This window comes from Streptomyces sp. NPDC002574, assembly GCF_042889545.1.
In the GTDB taxonomy this organism is placed as follows: domain Bacteria; phylum Actinomycetota; class Actinomycetes; order Streptomycetales; family Streptomycetaceae; genus Actinacidiphila.
The window spans coordinates 1-20,879 of sequence record NZ_JBIARB010000001.1 but is presented as its reverse complement, the minus strand read 5'-3'; the positions used below and the strand labels follow the sequence as shown (position 1 = coordinate 20,879).

The following is a 20,879-nucleotide window of genomic DNA, read 5'->3' as shown; positions in this document are numbered from 1 at the left end:
GGGACGTCCTACGTCTGCCATGCAAGGGCGCATCGGAGGCAACACCGATGTCATACCTCACATCCGTCCCCTACCGAGCCGGTACCGGGGGAACCTCCGGGGAAGACCCGGGGGGCGTCTACGCCAGCTTCCGCATCCCCGCGGTCGTCGTGACGGGCACGGGCACCGTGCTCGCCTTCGCCGAGGGCCGGCACGCGTCGGCGGCGGACACCGGGCGCATCGACCTCGTCCTGCGACGGTCGACGGACGGCGGCCGCACCTGGGACGACCTGCGGGTGGTGACGTCCAACGGCTCCGGCACGGCGGGCAACCCGGCCCCGGTCGTCACCGCGGAGGGCCGCGTCGTCCTGGTCCACGTGCGCAACGCCGGGACCGCCGAGGAACGCGACATCATCCGCGGCAAGGTGTCCGACGAGGACGGCCGCCGGGCCTGGGTCCAGCACAGCGACGACGACGGCGTCACCTGGTCCGCGCCGCGCGAGATCACCGCCGCCGTCAAGCGCCCCGGCTGGCGCTGGTACGCCACCACCCCCGGCCACGCACTCCAGTTGCGCGCCGGACGGCACGCCGGGCGGATCGTCGTCGCCGGCAACCACACCCGCCCGCCCGAGGGCCCCGACACCGGTGCCGAGCCCCGCTACAACGGCGGCCACTGCCTGTACAGCGACGACCTCGGCGAGACCTGGCAACTCGGCTACACCGACGACACGTCCGACGACTACGTCAACCCCAACGAGACCACCGCCGCGGAACTGCCCGACGGCACAGTCTACTTCAACACCCGCACCGACTCCCGCAGCCCCGGCAACCGCGCCGACGCCGTCTCCGCCGACGGCGGCGCCACCCTGGAGCGCCGCTTCCGGCCGCAGGCCGGCCTGGTCGCGCCCGTCGTGCAGTGCAGCGTCCTGCACCTCGGCACACCCGACGTGCTGCTCTTCTCCGGCCCCGGGCATCCCACCGCGCGGGCCCTGATGACCATCAGGGCCAGCCACGACCGCGGCGTCACCTGGCGGACCGCGCACACCGTCGACGGCCTGCCCGCCGCCTACTCCGACCTGGTGCGGCTGGACGAGGACAGCGTCGGACTGCTGTACGAGACCGGCGACTTCGGCCCGTACGAGACGATCACCTTCCGCCGCGTCCCCCTCGCGGAGCTGGTCTCTTGATCGGCCGGCGCGGCGTGCTGGCGGCGGCCGGGGGCACGGCGGCGGCGCTCGCCCTGCCCGGCTGCGCCCCCTCCACCGGCGCGACGGGCCAGGGCACCACGACCCTCACCTTCTGGTCCTGGGTGCCCGGCATCGAACGCAACGTCGCACTGTGGAACCGGCTGCACCCCGGGGTCCGCGTCGAACTGGAGAAGGTGGCCGCGAGCGGCGGCGCCCAGTACGCCAAGATGCACGCCGCGCTCAAGGCCGGCAGCCCGCCCGACCTCGCCCAGGTCGAGTACCAGATGGTGCCCGGATTCCTCCTCGACCAGGGCCTGGTGGACCTGGCCCGGCACGGCGCCGACCGCTACCGCGCCCGGTTCGCCGACTGGCTGTGGCAGCAGACCGTCTACGCCGGCGGGGTCTACGCCATCCCGCAGGACTCCGGGCCGACGGTGCTCTTCCAGCGCCAGGACCTGCTCGACCGGTGGGACATCGAGACCCCCGCCACCTGGGACGACTTCGCCACCGCCGCCCGCGCCGTACGCCGCCGCGGAGCGCACCTCACCTCCTTCTCGCCGTCCAACCCCGGCTGGTTCACCGCCCTGGCCTGGCAGGCCGGTGCCCGCTGGTTCCGGGCCGGCGGCGACACCTGGCTGGTCTCCGTCGACGACGAGCCCACCCGCCGCGTCACCCGCTACTGGGACCGGCTCATCAAGGACCGGCTGGTCACCACCCAGCCCATGATGCAGAGCGCCTGGTACGCCGGCCTCCAGTCCGGCGACCTCGTCAGCTGGACCGGCGGCAGCTGGGGCGACGCGCTGCTCACCGGCAACGCCCCCGGCGGCGCGGGCAAGTGGCGGGTCCGGCCGATGCCGCAATGGCACACCGCCGGCGCAGCCGCCGCCCCGTCCTCGGGGAACTGGGGCGGCTCCACCACCGCCGTCTTCACCGGCACCCGGAACCCCCGGGCCGCGCTGGACTTCGCGGTGTGGCTCAACAGCGACCCCGCCAGCGTCCGGCTGCTCATCCGGGGCGGCTACGGCTACCCCGCTCCCGTCTCTGGCTTCACCCCGTCCGAACTCGACACCCGCGCGGCCTACTTCGGCGGCCAGGACTACGGCGCGGTGGTCGCCGCCTCCGGCGCCGCGGTGGACCGCTCCTGGACCTGGGGCCCGACCATGGACACCTTCTTCCAACGGCTCACCGACGCCCTCAGCGGCGCCGTCAGCGACGGCACCCCCCTCACGGCCGTCCTGCCGGGACTCCAGGCCCGCACCCTCGCCGACCTGCGCGACAAGGGCCTGAAGGCGGAGGCCGCGTGACCGCGCGGGCGGACGTCGTGCCGCCGGCCGCGCCCGGGCCCGCCGCCGTGGACGACACCCCGGGCGCGGGCCGGCGCCGTCACGGCCGGCCGACGCGTTCCCGCACCCGCTCCCGCGAGGCACGCACCGCGGCCGCGTTCCTCCTGCCGTTCTGCGCGCTGTTCCTGCTCTGCTTCGTCGTGCCCATCGGCTACGCCGTGCAGCAGAGCCTGCTGCGGACCGTGCGCACCGGGCCGCTCGGCTTCGGCGGCTCGCACGACGTGTTCGCCGGCCTCGCCAACTACGCGCACGCGCTGCGCGACAGCTCCTTCCTCGCGGGCTTCGCGCGGGTGCTGCTCTTCGGGGTCGTGCAGGTGCCGCTCATGCTCGCGCTGGCCGCCGGGCTCGCGCTGCTCCTGGACAGCGCCTCCGCCCGCGGCATCGGCTTCTTCCGCACCGCGTACTTCCTGCCCTACGGCGTGCCCGGCGTGATCGCGTCGATCCTGTGGGGCTTCCTCTACGTCCCCGGCATCAGCCCCATCGTGCAGATCCTGCACTCGGCCGGCTGGCAGGTCGACTTCCTGTCCCGCTCCACCGTGCTGTGGTCCATCGCCAACATCGTGACCTGGCAGTTCACCGGCTACAACATGCTGGTGCTGATCGCCCAGCTCAAGGCCGTGCCCGCGGAGCTGTACGAGGCGGCCCGCCTCGACGGCGCGAACGCGGCGCGGATCGCCTGGCACATCAAACTGCCGCTGATCCGGCCGGCGCTCGTGCTGACCGCCGTCTTCAGCATCATCGGCACGCTGCAACTGTTCTCGGAGCCGCTCGTGCTGCGTCCGCTCTCCCCGGCCATCGACTCCGGCTACACGCCCAACCTGCATGCCTACAACGAGGCGTTCTCGGCCAACGACTACCACGTGGCCGCCGCCGAGGCGGTGCTGCTCGCGCTCGTCGCGTGCGCGCTGTCCTTCGGCTTCCTCAGCCTGGTCGGCCGCCGCGGCGGGGACGGGGCGCTGCGATGACCGTCCCCCTCCGCCACCGCGTCCTCACCGCGACCGCGCTGACGCTGGCCGCCGTCTACTTCCTCGTCCCCGTCTACTGGCTCGCGGTCTCCGCGACCAAGTCCAGCGCCGACCTCTTCGGCAGCTTCGGCCTCTGGTTCGCGCACCCGCACCCGGTCGACTACCTGGGCCGGGTGCTGACCTACGACGGCGGCGTCTACGTCCGCTGGTTCGGCAACAGCCTGCTGTACGCCGGAGTAGGCGCCCTCGGGGCGACCTGGCTGTCGGCCGCCGCGGGCTACGCCCTCGCGCAGTACCGCTTCGCGGGGCGCGAGGCCGTGCTGACCGCCGTCGTCGCGGGCGTCCTCGTGCCGTCCACGGCGCTGGCCCTGCCGCTGTACCTGCTCTTCACCGACCTCGGTTTCGCCAACACCTACTGGTCGGTCCTCGTCCCCGGCATGGTCAGCCCGTTCGGGGTGTACCTGTGCCGGATCTACGCCACGGCGGCCATCCCGCGCTCCCTGTTGGAGGCCGCCCGGCTCGACGGGGCGGGGGAGTGGCGGATCTTCCATGTACTCGGGCTGCGCCTGATGTCGCCGGCGCTCGTCACCGTCTTCCTGTTCCAGTTCGTCCACATCTGGAACAACTTCTTCCTGCCGCTGGTCATGCTCTCCGACAGCGACCTGTACCCGGTGACGCTCGGGCTGACGTCGTGGCAGGGCTACGCCGACCGGCAGCCGGAGCTCTACCAGTACACGGTCGGCGGCGCGCTGCTGTCCGTCCTGCCGCTGATGCTGCTCATGGTGGTGCTCCAGCGCCACTGGCGGGGCGGCCTCAGCGAGGGCAGCGTCACAGCCTGACCGGCACGCCGCGGGCCGCGGCTTGCTGGCAGGATCACGTACATGACTGTTGACAGTGGCAACGACACCCCCGCCGCGAAGGCTCCCGCCAAGGACCCCTGGGACCTGCCCGATGTGTCCGGCCTCGTCGTCGGCGTCCTCGGCGGCACCGGGCCGCAGGGCCGCGGCCTGGCCTACCGGCTCGCCAGGGCGGGCCAGCAGGTGATCATCGGCTCCCGCGCCGCCGAGCGTGCGCAGGCCACGGCGGACGAACTGGGCCACGGCGTCCAGGGCGCGGACAACGCCGAGACCGCCCGGCGCAGCGACATCGTCATCGTCGCCGTGCCCTGGGAGGGCCACGCCAAGACGCTGGAGTCGCTGCGCGAGGAACTCGCCGGGAAGCTGGTCGTCGACTGCGTCAACCCGCTCGGCTTCGACAAGAAGGGCGCCTTCGCCCTGAAGCCCGAGGAGGGCAGCGCCGCCGAGCAGGCCGCCGTGCTGCTCCCCGACTCCCGGGTCGCCGCCGCCTTCCACCACCTGTCCGCGGTGACGCTGGAGGACCCGGAGGTCGAGACGATCGACACCGACGTGCTGGTCCTCGGCGAGTCCCGCGCCGACACCGACGTGGTGCAGGCGCTGGCCGGCCGCATCCCCGGCGTCCGCGGCGTCTTCGCGGGCCGGCTGCGCGGCGCCCACCAGGTCGAGGCGCTGGTCGCCAACCTGATCTCGGTCAACCGCCGCTACAAGGCCCACGCCGGGGTACGCCTGACCGACGTGTGACCGCCGTCGGGGCATGGGGGACAATGAGCGGGTTCGTGACCGACCCGACAGGAGCCGCCCCCATGCCCCGCCTCGCCGTCTACGCGCTCATCGTGTGCGTCCTGTCCGCGGTCGCCGCCGTCGTCTCCTTCGTCGAGGGCAGCTGGCTCGGCGTCCTCTGGATCGCGATCACCGGCCTGACCAGCAACATGTGCTGGTACTACGCGCGCAAGGCCCGGATGGAGAAGGCCGCCGGCTAGAAGGCGTTCTTCCAGAACCGGAAGAGCTGGTAGCCCAGGCCCGACAGGCCGTCCGGCAGACCGAAGGCGTGCGTCACGGAGTCCACGAAGCCGAAGAACGCCGCGTTGACCTCCGGGATCCACAGCACGCCGAAGACGGCCAGCAGGCCGAAGGACGCGAACGGCTCCATCTGGCGCCGCACGCTGTACGACAGCCAGGGCTCGATGACCCCGTAGCCGTCCAGCCCCGGCACCGGCAGCAGGTTCAGGATCGCCGCCGTCACCTGGAGCATGGCCAGGAACCCCAGCGCCGCGGCGAAGGGCTGCTGCTCCGGGTCGAAGGGGTCCACCAGGTCCAGCGTGAACGGCAGCATCAGCGCGATCGCGAACAGCACGTTCGTCAGCGGGCCCGCCGCCGAGATCAGGCTGTGCTTCCAGCGGCCGTTGATCCGGCCGCGCTCGATGAACACCGCGCCGCCGGGGAGGCCGATGCCGCCCAGGATCACGAAGACCACCGGCAGCACGATGCTGAGCAGGGCGTGCGTGTACTTCAGCGGGTTGAGGGTCAGATAGCCCTTCGCGCCGATCGAGATGTCACCGCCGTGCAGGGCGGTCCGCGCGTGCGCGTACTCGTGCAGGCACAGGGAGACCACCCAGCCGGACACGACGAACAGGAAGACGGCGAAGCCGGTGTTCGAGGAGAACCCGGTCCACACCGCCCACCCGGAGACGGCCATGATCGCGACCAGCCCCAGGAAAATCGGGCTGATCTGCCGCTCACTGCGGGTTGCTGCGGTGGTCATCGTGCGGGCTCCTGCGGAGGGCGGTACGGGGGCGGTCGTGGTGGCCGCCCGATCATGCCACTCGGCTGGCGCCGGGCACACCCATTGGGGCGATAACGTCCCGCGAACGCCAGACGTTCCGGGTGGGTTTTTTCCCCGCCCGCCCTCCCGGGTGCCCTGTGAAGTCAGTGACCCGGGCGCGCGTTTCGTGGGGGCCGGGTGCGGGGCCTCCGGGGCTGGCCATTCTGGACCGTGATATTTACGCGCGTTTCCAGCACCTGCTCATCCCGTCCCTGACCGGATAGTGCGCACAAATATCCCGCAGCGTCCAGAACACCCACCCTCCCCCAGCCTCCGGCCGGGGGTGCCCCCAACTCCCCCGCCCCCTCGGTTTCGTCATGCGCCTGATCCCCAGTGGGGGGTAAGGGGCGGCACCGTGCTCAGGCACCCCGTCGGCACAGCGACAACAATCCCGAATCCCGGATCCACCCCCGCCGCGCTGAACCAACACCGGCCCGCACCACGGTCGCCCCCACACCCCCCACCAGGGATTCCCGCCCCGGCCCCTCCGTGAGTGCTCGCGCCTGAACCCTGGCAGGTGGGATGGAGCAGCTCCGCGCTACCCCCGCCGCGCTGAACCAACACCGACCCGCACCACGGCTGCCTCCACACCCTCCCTCCGGGGATCAGGCGCATGACGAAACCGAGGGGGCGGGGGTGGAGGGGTGGATGTCCTGGACGCTGCGGCATATTTGTGTGCAGGACCCGGGCAGGGATGGGATCAGCAGGTGCCCGCCACGCACGTAAATATGACAGTCCAGGACGTGCAGCCCCGGAGGCCCCGAACCCGGCCCACCCCGCACGCGCGCCGGGGTCACTGACTTCACAGGGCTGGGGGCACCCCCGGCCGAAGGTTGGGGGAGGGCGGGCGGGGAGCAAAACTTGCCCGGACCGCAAGGGCCGCGCGCGGCTCGGACACAATGGGTGCGTGCGCTACGGCATCCTCGGGACGACACAGGCCCATCGCGACGACGGCACCGCCGTCCCCCTGGCCGGGAACCGGCTCAGGGCGCTGCTCGCGGCGCTGGCGCTGCGCCCCGGGCGGGTGCGCACGACGGAGGCGCTGATCGACGAGGTGTGGGAGGGCGAGCCGCCCGCCGACGCGACTGGGGCGCTGCAGGCGCTGGTGGCGCGGCTGCGCCGGGCGATCGGGCACGAGGCGGTCGGCTCCGTGGACGGGGGTTACCGGCTGGACGCCGTGCCGGACGCCGTGGACCTGTTCCGCTTCGAGCGCCTGGTGGAGGACGGCGGACGCGCGCTGTCCGACGGCGACGCCGCCAAGGCGGCCGACGCGCTGGACGGCGCGCTCGGGCTGTGGCGCGGCCCCGTGCTGGCCGACCTCCCGGACCGGGCCTCCGTCGCGTCCCGCTACGACGCGCTGCGGCTGGACGCCCGCCGTCTGCGGATCACCGCCGAGGTCGCCCTGGGCCGCGCCGAGCAGGTGCTGCCTGAGATCGCGGAGCTGGCGGCGGCCCATCCGCTCAACGAGCCGGTGCAGGCCCTGCGACTGCGGGCGCTGCGCGGGGCGGGGCGGGCGGCGGACGCACTGGTCGGGTACGAGGACGTGCGCCGCGAGCTCGCGGACAGGCTCGGCACCGACCCGGGCCCGGAACTGCGCGCGCTCCACGCCGAACTGCTCATGCCGGCGACGCCCACCCCCGTTCCGGCCGCCGCGTCGGTCCCGCGGCCCCGCCAGGGCAACGCACGCGCCCGGCTGACCAGCTTCGTCGGCCGGGAGGCGGATCTGTCGGCGCTGGCGTCCGATCTGTCCGCCGCCCGGCTGGTGACGATCACCGGGCCCGGTGGCACGGGCAAGACCCGGCTGTCGCAGGAAGCCGGGGACGCGGTCGCCGGTCACTGGCCGGACGGCGTGTGGTTCGCCGAACTCGCCCCGGTCGAGGATCCGCGCACGGTGGCCGTCGCCGTGGTCAACGCGCTGGGTCTGCGCGAGACCCTGCTGCACCCGGGCTCGGCCGCCGAGGCCGCGCTCGCCGCGGAGGCGAAGGGCGCGTCGGCCAAGGACCCGTTGCTCCAGCTGACCGAGTACTGCGCCGATCGCCGGCTGCTGCTGGTGCTGGACAACTGCGAGCACGTGATCGGCGCCGCCGCCGAGCTCGCCGAGCGGCTGCTCGCGCACTGCCCGGACCTGGCGGTGCTGGCGACCAGCCGCGAACCGCTGGGTGTGCCGGGGGAGTTGATCCGGCCGCTGGACCCGCTGCCCCAGTCGCCCGCGCTGCGGCTGCTGGCCGACCGCGGCGCCGCGGCCCGCCCCGGTTTCACGCCGGACGAGGACCCGGAGGCGTGCGCGGAACTGTGCCGCCGGCTGGACGGGCTGCCGCTGGCCATCGAGCTCGCGGCCGCCCGGCTGCGGATGATGACGCCGCGTCAGCTCGCCGACCGGCTCGACGACCGCTTCCGCATCCTGACCGCGGGCAGCCGCACCGTGCTGCCCCGCCAGCAGACGCTGCGGGCCGTCGTGGACTGGAGCTGGGGTCTGCTCAGCGAGGCCGAACGGACCGTGCTGCGCCGCCTCGCGGTCTTCGCCGGCGGCTGGGACCTGGCCGCCGCCGAGGCGGTGTGCGGCGGGGACGGCGACGGCTTCGTGGACGCGCGCGACGTCGCGCATCTGCTGGCCTCGCTGGTCGACAAGTCGCTGGTGGTCGCAGACCTCACCGAGGACGGCGCCCGCTACCGCATGCTGGAGACCATCGGCGAGTACGCCACCGAACGGCTCGACGAGGCCGGCGAGCGCGGCACGGTGGGGCGCCGCCACACCTCGTACTTCCGCGAGTACGTCCGCACCGCCGACCCCGAACTGCGCGGCTCGGGCCAACTGCTGTGGCTGGACCGCCTGGAGCGCGAGCACGAGAACCTGCGGGCGGCCATCCGCCGGGCGGTGGAGACGGACGACGAGCAGGAGGCGCTCTGCCTCGTGCTGGCCTCCAGCTGGTTCTGGGAGATGCGCAACTACCGCAGCGAGATGGGCTATTGGCCCGGCGTCGTGGCGAAGATGAGTCCGGTGGACGCCTTCACCCCACCCGTCGCGCTGCCGCCGCTGGACCGCGGTCCGCTGGACGACCCGCTGCCGATGACGCCCCGGCTGCTCACCGAGGCCCGGCGCTGGGTGCGCACCGCCGAGGTGTTCGCCCACATGGAGGAGACCGACGCCTGGAGCGATCCGCGGTTCGTCGCGCTCGGCGAGGCGCTCATCGAGGCCTATCCGCCGGAGCTGCCGCAGTCCAGCCTGCGGCCCGGGCTGTTCCGCATGCTGGGCGCCATGCTGACCGGACGCTTCGACCTGATGCCGGAGCTGATCGACTCCACGGTGAGCAGCTGCCGGCAGCACGGCCGGACGTGGGAGCTGGCGTTCGCGCTGCAGTTGCGGGCCAAGGTCATGAACGACGTCGAGGACCGGTTCGCCCAGTCCATGGAGGACATCCGTGAGGCTCGGGCCCTGTTCGGCCGGGCCGGCGACGACTGGGGCATGGCGGAGGTGCTCGCGGCGGAGGCCGAGGCGACCGCCAACTCCGGCGACTGGGCCCGCGCCGCGGAGAGCTGCCGCGAGGCCATCGGCCTCGCGCTCAAGCTCGGTGCCCACCAGCAGGTCCCGATGATGACGGTCCGGCTCGGCGACGCGCTGGCCAACAGCGGCCAGGAGGAGGAGGGCGAGCGGCTGGTCCGGGAGGGGATCGCCGACGCCCAGCGCTTCCGTCCGGTCGGCGACGACGCGAGCTACTACGGCAAGGTGCTGCTCGTCGCGATGCTCTCCCGGCGCGGCGAACTGGACGAGGGCTTCGAACTGCTCGACGCCATGCAGGCCGACCCCCCGCGGGGCATGCCCTCGTTCATCTTCGGGCTGCTGGCCGCGATCCGCGGATGGCTGACCGGCATGGCCGGCGACCCGTACGGCGGACTGCCCCATCTCCGCGAGGCCGTCGACTACATGGAGGCCCATCCGCTGAGCCCGGTCATCGGGCCGCGCATGGGCGTCCTTCTCTTCCCGCCCGCCGTCACGCTCTTCACCGGCATCGCCGGACTGCGCGACGACGGTGACGTGCGGGAGCCGGCGCGCCGTGCCGCGCTGGTGCTCGGCGCCCACGACAGCCTGCGGCAGACCGCCTGCACCCCGTGGGAGCGCCGCAGCCTCGACGAGGACGCGGTCCGGCTGCGCGCGCACCTGGGCGAGGAGGAGTACGACGCGGCCTACCGCGAGGGCGGGGCCCTCACCTTCTCCGAGACGATCGTGCTGCTGCAAGAACCCCTTTGACGCGGGCCGGTGCTCAGCCGGCCTTCTTGCGGGCCGCCGTCTTCTTGGCCGCGGTCTTCTTCGCGGTGGTCTTCTTGGCCGCCGCCTTCTTCGCCGGGGCCTTCTTGGCGGCCGTCTTCTTCGCGGCGGTGGTCTTGCCGGCCGGCTGCGCCTTCCCGGACCTCTCGGCCTTCTCGCCGCCGCGGGCGTCGATGCTGGCCTGGAGCGCCGCCATCAGGTCCACCACGTTGTCGGGGGCGGAGGTCACCTCGGCCGTCTCGGGCACGGGCTCGCCCTCCAGACGGGCGGCGACCAGGGCGTCCAGGGCCTTCTGGTACTCGTCGTGCTGGGACTCCAGGTCGAAGTCCTCGGAAAGGGTCTCCATCAGGCTCTGCGCCATCTTCAGTTCCTGCGGCCGCACGACGACGTTCTCCGGGGGCGCCAGCCCCCCGGCGTCGCGTACCTCGTCGGGCCAGTACATGGTGTGCAGGACCAGGAGTTCCTCGTGGACGCGCAGCAGGGCCAGCGACTCGCGCGTGCGGAGGGCGATCTTCGTGACGGCGGCCTTGCCGCTGGTGGCCAGGGCCTCGCGCAGCAGGACGTACGGCTTGGACGCGGCGGCCTCGGCCCCCACGTAGTAGGCGCGGGACAGCGACAGCGGGTCGATCTCGTCGGTGTCGACGAAGGCGAGGACGTCGATGAGCTTGCGGCTCGGCAGCGGCAGCTCCGCCAGGTCCGCGTCGCTGAGGACCGCCGTGCGGCCGCTCTCGTCCTCGTACCCCTTGGCGATCTCCGAGTAGGGGACCTCCTTGCCCTCCTTCTCGCAGAACCGCTTCATGCGGATGCGGCCGCCGTCCTCGGCGTGCACCTGGTGCAGGGAGACGCCGTGCTCCTCGGTGGCCGCGTAGAGCTTGACGGGAATGGAGACCAGCCCGAAGCCGATCGCACCTTTCCACATGGATCGCATACTTTCGTCCCTTTCCGGGGACTTTCCACACTATGCCCGCCCCGTCAGCCTCGCCCGACCGGCAGCCGGCCGAGGTGGACGGCCGTCAGGTGGTCCTCACCCACCTGGACAAGGTCGTCTTCCCGGCGACCGGTCACACCAAGGCGCAGCTGCTGCGGTACTACGCCCAGGTCGCCGCGGCGATGGTGCCGCACGCCACCGGCCGGCTCGCCTCGTTCGTCCGGGCGCCGGAGGGGCCGCACGGGCAGGCGTGGTTCGCCAAACGGCCCCCCGCCGGCACGCCCTCCTGGGTGACCACGGCCGGTGACCCGAAGGAGCCGCACGTCGTCGTCGACTCCACCGCCACCCTGGTCACCATGGCCAACCTCGGCGGCTGGGAGGTGCACGTCCCCCAGTGGACGGCGGCCGCGGGGCGCGACGCCCACGACCGGCTCGTGCTCGACCTCGATCCCGGCGAGGGCGCCGACCTCGTCCTGTGCTGCCGGGTCGCCGAACGGCTCCGCCAGATGATGGACGACGACGGGCTCACCGCCTTCCCCGTCACCTCCGGCAGCAAGGGCCTGCACCTGTACGCGCCGATCGAACCCGCGACCGGGCGGGCGGTCAGCGGCTACGCCAAGGCGCTGGCCGGGCGGATGCGCGACGAGCACCCCGGCCTCGTCCTGGTCTCCATGACCCGCAGCCTGCGCCCCGGCAAGATCTTCATCGACTGGTCGCAGAACGCCTCGGCCAAGACCACCGCGTGTCCCTACACCCTGCGGCTGCGCGACCGGCCCGGCGCGGCCACCCCCGTCACCTGGGACGAGGTGGCCGGCTGCCGCGCGCCGGGGGACCTGGTCTTCGGGCCCGAGGACGTACTCGGCCGCGTCGACCGGCTCGGCGACCTGCTGGCCGGCCTCGACGACGGCGCCGCCCGGGGCCGGCTGCCGTGACCGACCCCGTCCCGCCGCCCGTCGTGGTGATGCTCGCCCGGCGGGTGGAGACCGTCCCGGAGGCGGACGCGCTGCCCGGCGGCTGCGCGTACGAGCCGAAGTTCGACGGCCACCGGATGGTCGTCCTCACCGGCCCGGTACGGCTGCAGACCCGCTCCGGACGGATCGTCACCGACACCTTCCCCGAACTCGCCGAGGCCGCGCGGGCGCTGCCGCCCGGCACCGTCGTGGACGGCGAGGTCGTCATCTGGCGCGACGGGCGCCTCGACTTCGGCGCGCTCCAGCGACGCGCCCTGGGCAGCACCCGCCGGCGGCTGTCCGCACCGCCCGCCAACTACGCGGCCTTCGACCTCCTCGCCGTCGGCGGCACCGACCTGCGCGGCCGCCCCTACGACGAGCGCCGCGCCGCCCTGACCGCCCTGCTCACCCCGCTCGGCCCGCCGCTGCAGCCCGTCCCCGCGACCACCGACCGGGCCGAGGCGCTGAACTGGTACGCGTCCCTGGCCGCCTCCGGCATCGAGGGCCTGGTCGTCAAGGGCCGTGCCCAGCGCTACCGGCCCGGCCGCCGCGACTGGCTCAAACTCCGGCACTCCGTCCCGCAGGACGCCGTCGCCATCGGCTTCACCGGCACCCCCCGCACCCCGCGCGCCCTCGTCCTCGACCTCGGCGACGGCCCGCTGGCCTCCGCCCCCCTCGACGCCCCCCTGCGCGTCCAACTCGCCGCCCTGATCACCCCCGCACCCCCCACCGGCGCGACCCTCGACGACGGCACCCCCTACCGCCCGCTGCCCGCCCCCCTCCCCGTCGAGATCCTCCAGGGCGTCGGCCGCCACGCCCTCACCACGGTGCTGCGCCTGCGGCCGTCGTGACGATGCGACGGCGCGGCCTCACCCGTGTTCTTCGTCGAACGGCTCGTCATGCCACCGCCAGCCGGCGGTCCCGTCGCCGTGGACGTTCAGCAGGAACTCGGCGACGGGCTCCTCGTCGGGGAAGGTCATGGTGAGGTCGGCGCGGATCCGGTCGTAGAGAAGATCGGCGCGCTCGTAGTCCTCGTCGTCGAGCGCCCGCTGATGCGCGGCGAAGACGGCTCGGTAGTCCTCGTAGCCGGGGAGCGTCTCGATGTCCCCGCGGACCCACGGGAAGTCCGTGCCGGTCACGGTCAGGCGCGCGATCTCGCGGTCCCTGTGGCGCAGTCGCCAGATGCTGCCGGTGCTCGTCCTGTGGGTCATGTGCCCCATCATGTCCGCTGCCACCGACACGACGCTCAACGCCCTTGCCCTGCCGGTACCTTCCGGGTCCTGGCCCAGCGCAGCAGGGTGTCCGCGTCCCAGGTGGTGACCACGCGTTCCGGCGGGACGCCGCACTCCTCGGCGCGGGCGCAGCCGAAGATCTGCCAGTCGAGCTGGCCGGGGGCGTGGGCGTCGCTGTCGACGGCGAAGAGGACGCCGGCGTCCACCGCCTTCCGCAGCAGCCGGCGGGGCGGGTCGAGGCGGTCGGGACGGCTGTTGATCTCCACCGCGACACCGAAGCGCTCGCATGCGGCGAAGACGAGGTCCGCGTCGAACTCCGACTCGGGGCGGGACTTGCCGCGCACCAGGCGGCCCGTGCAGTGGCCGAGTACGTCCACCAGAGGATTGCTGACGGCGGAGACGAGGCGCCGGGTCATCTCGTCCCGTTCCATGCGGAGTTTGGAGTGGGCGGAGGCGACCACCACATCCAACCGGTCCAGCAGATCCGCGCTCTGGTCGAGCGATCCGTCGGCGAGGATGTCGCACTCGATGCCGGTCAGCAGCCGGAAGGACGGGGGCAGCCGCTCGTTCAGTTCGGCGACGACCGCCAGCTGGGCGCGGAGCCGGTCGGCGGTCAGGCCGCGGGCGACGGTCAGCCGCGGGGAGTGGTCGGTGAGCACCGCCCACTCGTGGCCGAGCGCCGCCGCCGTGCGGGCCATGGTCTCGATCGGGCTGCCGCCGTCGGACCAGTCGGAGTGCAGATGGCAGTCGCCGCGCAGCGCCGCCCGCAGCCGCTGCCCCGCGTCCCCCTCGGGCCGGGGCACGGCATCCGTCCCGCCGCCCTCCTCCAGCCGGGTGAGATACGCGGGCCGGGCGCCCGCCAGGGCCTCCCGCACGGCGGCGGCGGTCTTCGGGCCGAGCCCCTTGATCTGCTCCAGGCCGCCGGAAACGCCGGCGCGCCGCCGGAGCTCGTCCGGCGGCAACGCGGCGATCGCGGCGGCGGCGCCCCTGAAGGCCCGTACCCGGTACGTCGGGGCGCCGTCCCGCTCCAGCAGGAAGGCGATCCGGTCCAGCGCCTCGACGGGGTCCATGTCTCCAGGATCAGGTCTTGTTGCGGAACCTCGCCACCGCCAGCGGCGCGCTGATCACGGTGATGCCCACCGCCCACATCAGCGTCATCATCACCGAGTGCGCGACCGCGCCCCCATTGATGAGGTTGCGGGAGGCGTCCGCGAGGTTGGACAGCGGGTTGTAGCGGGTGAAGGCCTCCAGCCAGCCCGGCATCGTCGTGGGCTTGGCGAAGATCGAGCTTCCGAACTGCAGCGGCAGGACGACGATCATGGACAGCCCCTGGACGGACTGAGGGGTCCGGGCGACCAGACCCAGGAGGATGAAGATCCACATCAGCGAGGCCCCGAAGACCAGGGACAGCGCCACGGCGCAGAGCAGCATGAAGACGCCGTTGTGCACGTGGAGCCCGAGGATGAAGCCCATCGCGAGCAGGATGACCGTGGCGACCAGGGCCCGGCCGATCTCGACGACGATCTTCGCTATCAGCACGGAGGAGCGGGCGATCGGCATGGTCCGGAAACGGTCCATGACCCCGGTCTTGAAGTCCGAGTTGACGCCCGTGCCGACGGCCATCGCGATGTTCATGCCCATCATGGCCATCAGGCCCGGCACCATGTAGTTGACGTACTTCTCCTGGCTGCCCTCCAGCGCGCCGCCGAAGACGTACACGAACAGCAGCGTGAAGACGATCGGCATCAGCAGCGCGTCGAACATCGACTCCGGGTCCTGCCGGATCTGCAGGACGTTGCGCCGCACGAGGGCGCCGATGTGCCGGAAGTTGGCCCGCAGCCCGATCCGCGGATCGGCGTCCACGGCCGCGGCGGTGGGCGCGGCGGGGGCGGTGATGGCGGTCATGCGGCGAGTTCCTCTCGGTCCTTGGCGGTGCCGCTGCCGTGCGTGACGGCCAGGAACACCTCGTCCAGGCTGGGCAGATGGGTGTCGATGCCGGCGATCGCGAAGCCGTGCGTGCCGAGCGCGGCCACGATCCCGGTCAGCTGCTCGTCGCTGATGATCGGCACGTTGAGCACGCCGTGCGCGTGGTCCGGGACGGCCTGCGCCCCCGTGCCGAGGGCGTTCGCCATGGCGTCCAGCGTGCCCGGGTCGACCGGGCGCACCTGGAGGGTGCGGCCGCCGACCTTGGCCTTGAGCTCCTCGACCCGGCCGCCGGCGATGACCCGGCCGCGGTCGATGACCGTCAGCTCGTGGGCGAGCTTCTCGGCCTCCTCCATGTACTGCGTGGTCAGTAGCACGGTCGACCCCTCCGCGACCATGTTCTGCACCTCGTCCCACACCTCGTTGCGGGTGCGGGGGTCCAGGCCGGTCGTCGGCTCGTCCAGGTAGAGCACGGACGGTCGGCCGATCATCGACGCCGCCAGGTCCAGGCGGCGGCGCATACCGCCGGAGTACTCCTTGGCGGGCCTGCGGGCCGCCTCGGTGAGCGAGAACCGCTCCAGCAGCTCGTCCGCCCGCGACCGGGCGTCGCGGCGCGGCAGGTCGAGCAGCCGGCCGATCATGTACAGGTTCTCGCGGCCCGACAGCGACTCGTCCACCGAGGCGTACTGCCCGGTGAGCCCGATCACCCGCCGCAGCTGCCGCGGCTGCGCCATCACGTCGTACCCCGCCACGATCGCCGTGCCGGCGTCGGGCCGGACCAGCGTGGACAGGATGCGCACCAGCGTCGTCTTCCCGGCCCCGTTCGGTCCCAGCACCCCGAGCACGGTCCCCTGCCGCACCTCGAGGTCCACTCCGTCGAGGGCTTTCGTCTCCCCGTAGCGCTTCACGAGCCCCCGCACCCTCACGGCGGCGTCCGCGCTCTTCACGTCTCGCTGTGTCATGCCCTTACTGTCGCCCCGTCCACCGACAGGGCGCCGACATATCGCTGACAGAGCCGCCGATACGTCGCCGACACGGCGCCGACAGGCCGTCGGTGCGGGGCGTGTGGAGCAGCCCGTGCGGTGGAGGGCTCGAGTTCTCGACGGCGCGCGGTGCGGGGGCGGGGTGTCCCGTCATCAGTGGTGACACCGGAAGTTCATGCCGCGGCCATCGCTCGTTCCCCCACGGCCGTTCCGTAACCGGTCATGTCCACATCCGGTCAGCGCGGAGCTGGGAAAGCCCCGTTGACCAGGCCAGTTGCTGATCGGTTGGATCGCGCCGTACCTGTGTGGATCTTGTGAGCCCCCGGTGGGGAATCGGGGCTGGGGAGGCGTGACCGTGACGGGGAAGTCGTGGGATTGGGAGCGGACGCGCCGGAGGATGGCGGTGGCCGTCTCCGCTGTGTTGGTCGGGACGTTGCTGCAGGGTGTGGCAACGTCGACGGCGGTGGCCGACGACATGCCGGGCATCCCGGCGTCCGAGAAGCCGCTGAGCGGGCACGGCGTGAAGTCGTCGCCGCGTGGCACGGACGGGCAGCGCAAGATGCCGGCCACCGCGCCGCGGCATGCGACGCCGAAGGTGGGCTCGGCGACGGTGACGCTGAGCCCGGGCACGAAGGCGGTGACCCGGCGGGCGGGCTCGTTGCCGGTGTCGCTGACGACGCCAGTGCTGAAGCCGGTGGGCAAGGTCCAGGCTTCCGCGGCCTTCGTCGGCCGGGCGACCGTCCGCGTGCTGGACGCGGCGACAGCGCGGAAGGCGGGCGTGGACGGCCTGCTGTTCTCGGTGCGGCGCGAGCCGGGTGCCCAGGGCGGCCGGGTCGGTGTGGGCGTGGACACGTCCGCGTTCGCGCAGAGCTACGGCGGCGCGTATGCGGCGCGCCTGAAGCTGGTGCGGTTGCCGGCGTGTGCGGCGACGACGCCGGAGCGTGCGGCGTGCCGTGCGGGTCAGCCGGTCGCCTCACGCAACGACGGCGGCACGCTGTCCGCCACCACGACTCTTTCCGCCACCGGTCCGGTGCTGTTCGCGGCGACGACGGCCGCCGCGGGCGGGACGTCGAGTGACCACGGGGACTACACGGCCAGTTCACTGTCCGCCTCTGCGACGTGGTCGACGAGTCTGAACTCGGGCAGTTTCTCCTGGTCCTACGACATGCCGGTGCCGGGTGTGCCGGGCAAGTTCGCCCCGAAGGTGGGTCTGTCGTACTCATCGGGCGGCATCGACGGTCGTACGTCTTCCTCGAACAACCAGTCGTCGTGGGTCGGTGACGGCTTCGACCTGTGGCCGGGTTCGATCGAGCGCAGCTACAAGTCCTGTGCTGATGACGATGTGAAGAACGCGGACGGCAACAAGCCCGGCGACATGTGCTGGGCCTACGACAACGCCACGATCTCCTTCGACGGTCACGCGGGCGAGCTGATCCCGGACGGCACCGACACCTTCCGCGTCAAGGGCGACGACGGCACGAAGGTGCAGCGCGTCTACGGTTCGAGCAGCGATGTCCGTGGCAATGGTGCGCGCAACGACGAGTACTGGAAGGTGACCACAACCGACGGCACCCAGTACTTCTTCGGCTACAACCGCCTGCCGGGCTGGGCGTCGGGCAAGGCCACCACCGATTCGACGTGGACGACTCCGGTCTTCGGTGACGATGCGGGCGAGCCGTGTCATGCGGCGGCGTTCGCGGATTCCTGGTGCCAGCAGGCGTACCGCTGGAACCTGGACTACGCGGTCGATGTGCACGGCAACGCGATCGCGTACTACTACAAGAAGGAATCGAACTACTACGCCCGGAATCTGAAGGCCGCCGACGAGACGGTCTACGACCGCGGCGGTTACCTGGACCACATCGATTACGGGCTGCGCAGCACCACGGTCTACTCGGCGAAGGCGCTGGCGCAGGTGACGTTCGCGAACGCCGAGCGGTGCCTGCCGCAGACCGGCGTGACCTGCGACGCGTCCACGATCGACGACAAGAAGTTCTACTGGTACGACACGCCGTGGGACCTGAACTGCAAGTCCGGTGAGGACTGCACGAAGTCGGCGTCGCCGAGTTTCTGGACGCGCAAGCGCCTGACCGGGGTCACGACGCAGGTGCTGAAGTCCGACGGCACCTATGCGCCGATCGACACCTGGACGCTGGGGCACCGCTGGGGCATGGCGGACATCGACTACCAGTTGCTGCTGGACTCGGTGCAGCACACGGGCAAGTCCGCGACGCCGGCCATCACTCTGCCGAAGGTCACCTTCGGCTACAGCCAGGCCGCCAACCGGCTGGACATCCCCGGGGATGACACGGCTCCGTTCATCAAGGAACGCCTGTCGACGGTGGCCGACGAGGCAGGCGGTCAGATCGATGTGAACTACTCGGCGGCCGAGTGCGACGCCGGTCACCTGTCGACGCCCCAGACGAACACCACCCGCTGCTACCCGGTGTTCTTCACCAAGTCCGGTGACGCGGACCCGTCGTTGCAGTGGTTCAACAAGTACGTCGTGGACTCGGTGACTGAGACCGACCGGACGAACTCCTCGCCGGACATGGTCACCCGCTACGAGTACCTCGACGGCGGCGCGTGGCACTTCGCCGACGACGACGGGTTGACGAAGGAGAAGTACAAGACCTGGTCGCAGTGGCGCGGTTACGGTCATGTGCGGGAGCTGACCGGCGGTCAGGACGTCATGAAGTCGCAGACGGACCACTGGTTCCTGCGTGGCATGGACGGTGACCGCAAGGGCACGTCCACCGACGACGGCACCAAGTCCGTGACCGTGTCGGACGACAACGGCGGCACGATCACCGACCACGACTCGGCGGCCGGGTTCGAGTACAAGACCGAGGACTACAGCGGTCCGAGCGGGCGGGTGCTGAACAAGACGGTCACCACCCCGTGGCACTACACCACCGCCACGCGCGTGCGCTCCTGGGGCACCACGACCGCCAATCTGACCGGTACGGCGTCGGAGAGGACCTGGACCTCACTGGACGATGGCGTTGGTGCCAAGTGGCGACAGACCTACCAGTCCAGCATCCACGAGAACACCGCGGGCCGCGTTACGCAGAGCGATGACTTCGGCGACACCAGCACAGCGGCGGACGACCGGTGCACCCGGACCACGTATGCGGACAACACGACGGCCTGGATCCTGACCAGGCCCTCGCGGGTCGAGACCGTCGCGGTGAAATGCGATGCGACCCCGGACCGCAGGAAGGACGTCATCTCCGACGTCCGCACCGCCTACGACGGGCTGGCCTACAACGCCGCACCCACCAAGGGCGATGCGACCCACATTGCCAACCTGACGTCCCACAACGGGACCACGGCCACCTACCTCGAAGCCGGAGCGACGTACGACACCACCTACGGCCGTCAGCTCACGAGCACGGACATCACCGGAACGGTCACCGCGACCGAAACAGGCACCCCGTCGCGCACCAACCGGAGCGACGGCCGGACGACGACGACGGGCTACTCGCCGACGACCGGTTTCCCGACCTCCGTGACGGTCACCGGCCCGCCCGCGGACCCGACGAAGACCGCGACCGCGCAGTCCACGACCACGACCTACGACACGGCGCGCGGCCTGGCGACCACAGTGCTGGACACGAACAACAGGCGCACCGACACCACGTACGACGCGCTGGGCCGCAATCTCAAGGTGTGGCTGCCGAACCGGTCGCAGGCCAACAACGAGACGCCGAACTTCGAGTTCGCGTACACGATCACCGACGGCAAGCCGGTGGCCGTGGCGTCCAAGACGGTGAAGAACGACGGCGGTCAGCGCACGTCGTACACGCTGTACGACGGTTTCCTGCGCCCGCGCCAGGCCCAGGCCCCCGGTCCGAACGGCGGGAGGCTGGTCAGCGACACCTTCTACGACGAGCGCGGCCTGGTCGCCAAGGCGTTCGCGCCGTACTACAACACCGCCGCGCCCTCCGCCGATCTGCTCAAGCTCGATGACGCGCTGGCGGTGGAGTCCCAGACCTGGAACACCTACGACGGCATGGGCCGGGTCATCCAGTCCCGGCAGATCGCCGGCAACAGTGACGGCGGCGCGGTGCTGGCCACCACCAGCACGCTCTACGGCGGTGACCGCACCACGGTGACCCCGCCGGACGGGGGCACCCCGTCCACGACGGTCACCGACGCCCGCGGCCGCACCACCGACCTGATGCAGTACGAGGCCGCGACCCCGACCGGCACTCCGGCCACCACGCACTACGGCTACGACCCGGCCGGTCACCTGACCGGCGTCACCGACCCGGTCGGCAACCAGTGGACGTACACCTACGACCAGCGCGGCAACAAGACCGCCGACGACGACCCCGACAAGGGCCACACCGACTACGTCTACGACGACCGCAACCTGCTGACCTCCAGCACCGATTCCCGTAGCCCGAAGCAGACCATCAGCTATGTCTACGACGGTCTCGG

The 20,879-nt window shown here is 72.0% G+C and carries 15 protein-coding genes and 1 pseudogene; 10 read left to right on the top strand and 6 right to left on the bottom strand.

Translation table 11 applies throughout. From position 1 onward, the window contains the following. Nucleotides 1-47: 47 nt before the first annotated feature. The 6 genes from ACFYXS_RS00080 to ACFYXS_RS00055 are packed head-to-tail and all read left to right on the top strand — an operon-like array spanning nt 48 to nt 5,311. Nucleotides 48-1,166 (top strand): exo-alpha-sialidase, encoded by a 1,119-nt coding sequence (locus ACFYXS_RS00080; protein ID WP_389242090.1) that lies wholly within the window; start codon nt 48-50, stop codon nt 1,164-1,166. Continuing rightward, nucleotides 1,163-2,470 (top strand): ABC transporter substrate-binding protein, encoded by a 1,308-nt coding sequence (locus tag ACFYXS_RS00075; protein ID WP_389242088.1) that lies wholly within the window; start codon nt 1,163-1,165, stop codon nt 2,468-2,470. The genes ACFYXS_RS00080 and ACFYXS_RS00075 overlap by 4 nt, the downstream gene beginning before the upstream one ends. Nucleotides 2,471-2,517: 47 nt before the next feature. Continuing rightward, on the top strand, nt 2,518-3,474 hold the full coding sequence (locus tag ACFYXS_RS00070; RefSeq protein ID WP_389243443.1) for a carbohydrate ABC transporter permease: 957 nt from the start codon (nt 2,518-2,520) through the stop codon (nt 3,472-3,474). After that, the gene (locus ACFYXS_RS00065) at nt 3,471-4,313 is read left to right on the top strand and encodes a carbohydrate ABC transporter permease (RefSeq protein ID WP_389242086.1); all 843 of its coding nucleotides are present in this window, start codon (nt 3,471-3,473) and stop codon (nt 4,311-4,313) included. Before ACFYXS_RS00070 ends, ACFYXS_RS00065 begins: the two co-directional genes overlap by 4 nt. A gap of 42 nt (nt 4,314-4,355) precedes the next feature. Next, nucleotides 4,356-5,072: an NADPH-dependent F420 reductase gene (npdG, locus tag ACFYXS_RS00060; RefSeq protein WP_389242084.1), complete on the top strand. Its 717-nt coding sequence runs from the start codon at nt 4,356-4,358 to the stop codon at nt 5,070-5,072. 35 nt (nt 5,073-5,107) lie between these two features. After that, entirely contained in the window at nt 5,108-5,311 is a 204-nt protein-coding gene (locus tag ACFYXS_RS00055; RefSeq protein WP_389242082.1) for a hypothetical protein, read from the top strand. Here the strand turns inward: ACFYXS_RS00055 and ACFYXS_RS00050 are convergent. Beyond that, nucleotides 5,308-6,093, bottom strand: coding sequence for a site-2 protease family protein (locus ACFYXS_RS00050; protein WP_389242080.1), 786 nt, complete (start codon nt 6,091-6,093; stop codon nt 5,308-5,310). The two genes, ACFYXS_RS00055 and ACFYXS_RS00050, sit on opposite strands and share 4 nt — an antisense overlap. Nucleotides 6,094-7,060: 967 nt before the next feature. Here ACFYXS_RS00050 and ACFYXS_RS00045 point away from each other — a divergent pair. Further along, the gene (locus ACFYXS_RS00045) at nt 7,061-10,399 is read left to right on the top strand and encodes a BTAD domain-containing putative transcriptional regulator (RefSeq protein WP_389242078.1); all 3,339 of its coding nucleotides are present in this window, start codon (nt 7,061-7,063) and stop codon (nt 10,397-10,399) included. 13 nt (nt 10,400-10,412) lie between these two features. Here the strand turns inward: ACFYXS_RS00045 and ACFYXS_RS00040 are convergent, their stop codons facing one another. After that, nucleotides 10,413-11,345: a Ku protein gene (locus ACFYXS_RS00040; protein ID WP_389242076.1), complete on the bottom strand. Its 933-nt coding sequence runs from the start codon at nt 11,343-11,345 to the stop codon at nt 10,413-10,415. 32 nt (nt 11,346-11,377) lie between these two features. Here ACFYXS_RS00040 and ligD point away from each other — a divergent pair, with 32 nt between their 5' ends. Together ligD and ACFYXS_RS00030 are read left to right on the top strand one after the other, a co-directional pair. After that, nucleotides 11,378-12,277: a non-homologous end-joining DNA ligase gene (gene ligD / locus ACFYXS_RS00035; protein WP_389242074.1), complete on the top strand. Its 900-nt coding sequence runs from the start codon at nt 11,378-11,380 to the stop codon at nt 12,275-12,277. Further along, entirely contained in the window at nt 12,274-13,146 is an 873-nt protein-coding gene (locus tag ACFYXS_RS00030; protein WP_389242072.1) for an ATP-dependent DNA ligase, read from the top strand. Before ligD ends, ACFYXS_RS00030 begins: the two co-directional genes overlap by 4 nt. 18 nt (nt 13,147-13,164) lie before the next feature. Here the strand turns inward: ACFYXS_RS00030 and ACFYXS_RS00025 are convergent, their stop codons facing one another. Genes ACFYXS_RS00025 through ACFYXS_RS00010 form a run of 4 tightly spaced genes read right to left on the bottom strand, consistent with a single transcriptional unit; the run spans nt 13,165 to nt 16,412 of the window. Further along, entirely contained in the window at nt 13,165-13,506 is a 342-nt protein-coding gene (locus ACFYXS_RS00025; protein WP_389242070.1) for a hypothetical protein, read from the bottom strand. A 35-nt stretch (nt 13,507-13,541) separates the two neighbouring features. Next, entirely contained in the window at nt 13,542-14,597 is a 1,056-nt protein-coding gene (locus ACFYXS_RS00020; RefSeq protein WP_389242068.1) for a PHP domain-containing protein, read from the bottom strand. Nucleotides 14,598-14,607: 10 nt separating this feature from the next. Next, nucleotides 14,608-15,432 (bottom strand): ABC transporter permease, encoded by an 825-nt coding sequence (locus tag ACFYXS_RS00015; RefSeq protein ID WP_389242066.1) that lies wholly within the window; start codon nt 15,430-15,432, stop codon nt 14,608-14,610. Further along, complete coding sequence (locus ACFYXS_RS00010) at nt 15,429-16,412, bottom strand: ATP-binding cassette domain-containing protein (RefSeq protein WP_389242064.1); 984 nt, start codon at nt 16,410-16,412, stop codon at nt 15,429-15,431. The genes ACFYXS_RS00015 and ACFYXS_RS00010 overlap by 4 nt, the downstream gene beginning before the upstream one ends. 466 nt (nt 16,413-16,878) lie before the next feature. On the opposite strand from ACFYXS_RS00010, the pseudogene ACFYXS_RS00005 reads away from it, so the two are divergent. Then, nucleotides 16,879-20,879, top strand: a pseudogene (locus ACFYXS_RS00005) (sugar-binding protein); the annotation flags it as partial.

Excerpts from the sequence above, each read along its gene's own strand:
- ACFYXS_RS00015 (WP_389242066.1), bottom strand. The coding sequence starts at position 15,432 with ATGACCGCCATCACCGCCCCCGCCGCGCCCACCGCCGCGGCCGTGGAC.
- ACFYXS_RS00065 (WP_389242086.1), top strand. The coding sequence starts at position 3,471 with ATGACCGTCCCCCTCCGCCACCGCGTCCTCACCGCGACCGCGCTGACG.
- npdG (WP_389242084.1), top strand. The coding sequence starts at position 4,356 with ATGACTGTTGACAGTGGCAACGACACCCCCGCCGCGAAGGCTCCCGCC.
- ligD (WP_389242074.1), top strand. The coding sequence starts at position 11,378 with ATGCCCGCCCCGTCAGCCTCGCCCGACCGGCAGCCGGCCGAGGTGGAC.
- ACFYXS_RS00040 (WP_389242076.1), bottom strand. The coding sequence starts at position 11,345 with ATGCGATCCATGTGGAAAGGTGCGATCGGCTTCGGGCTGGTCTCCATT.
- ACFYXS_RS00050 (WP_389242080.1), bottom strand. The coding sequence starts at position 6,093 with ATGACCACCGCAGCAACCCGCAGTGAGCGGCAGATCAGCCCGATTTTC.
- ACFYXS_RS00020 (WP_389242068.1), bottom strand. The coding sequence starts at position 14,597 with ATGGACCCCGTCGAGGCGCTGGACCGGATCGCCTTCCTGCTGGAGCGG.
- ACFYXS_RS00010 (WP_389242064.1), bottom strand. The coding sequence starts at position 16,412 with ATGACACAGCGAGACGTGAAGAGCGCGGACGCCGCCGTGAGGGTGCGG.
- ACFYXS_RS00080 (WP_389242090.1), top strand. The coding sequence starts at position 48 with ATGTCATACCTCACATCCGTCCCCTACCGAGCCGGTACCGGGGGAACC.
- ACFYXS_RS00025 (WP_389242070.1), bottom strand. The coding sequence starts at position 13,506 with ATGACCCACAGGACGAGCACCGGCAGCATCTGGCGACTGCGCCACAGG.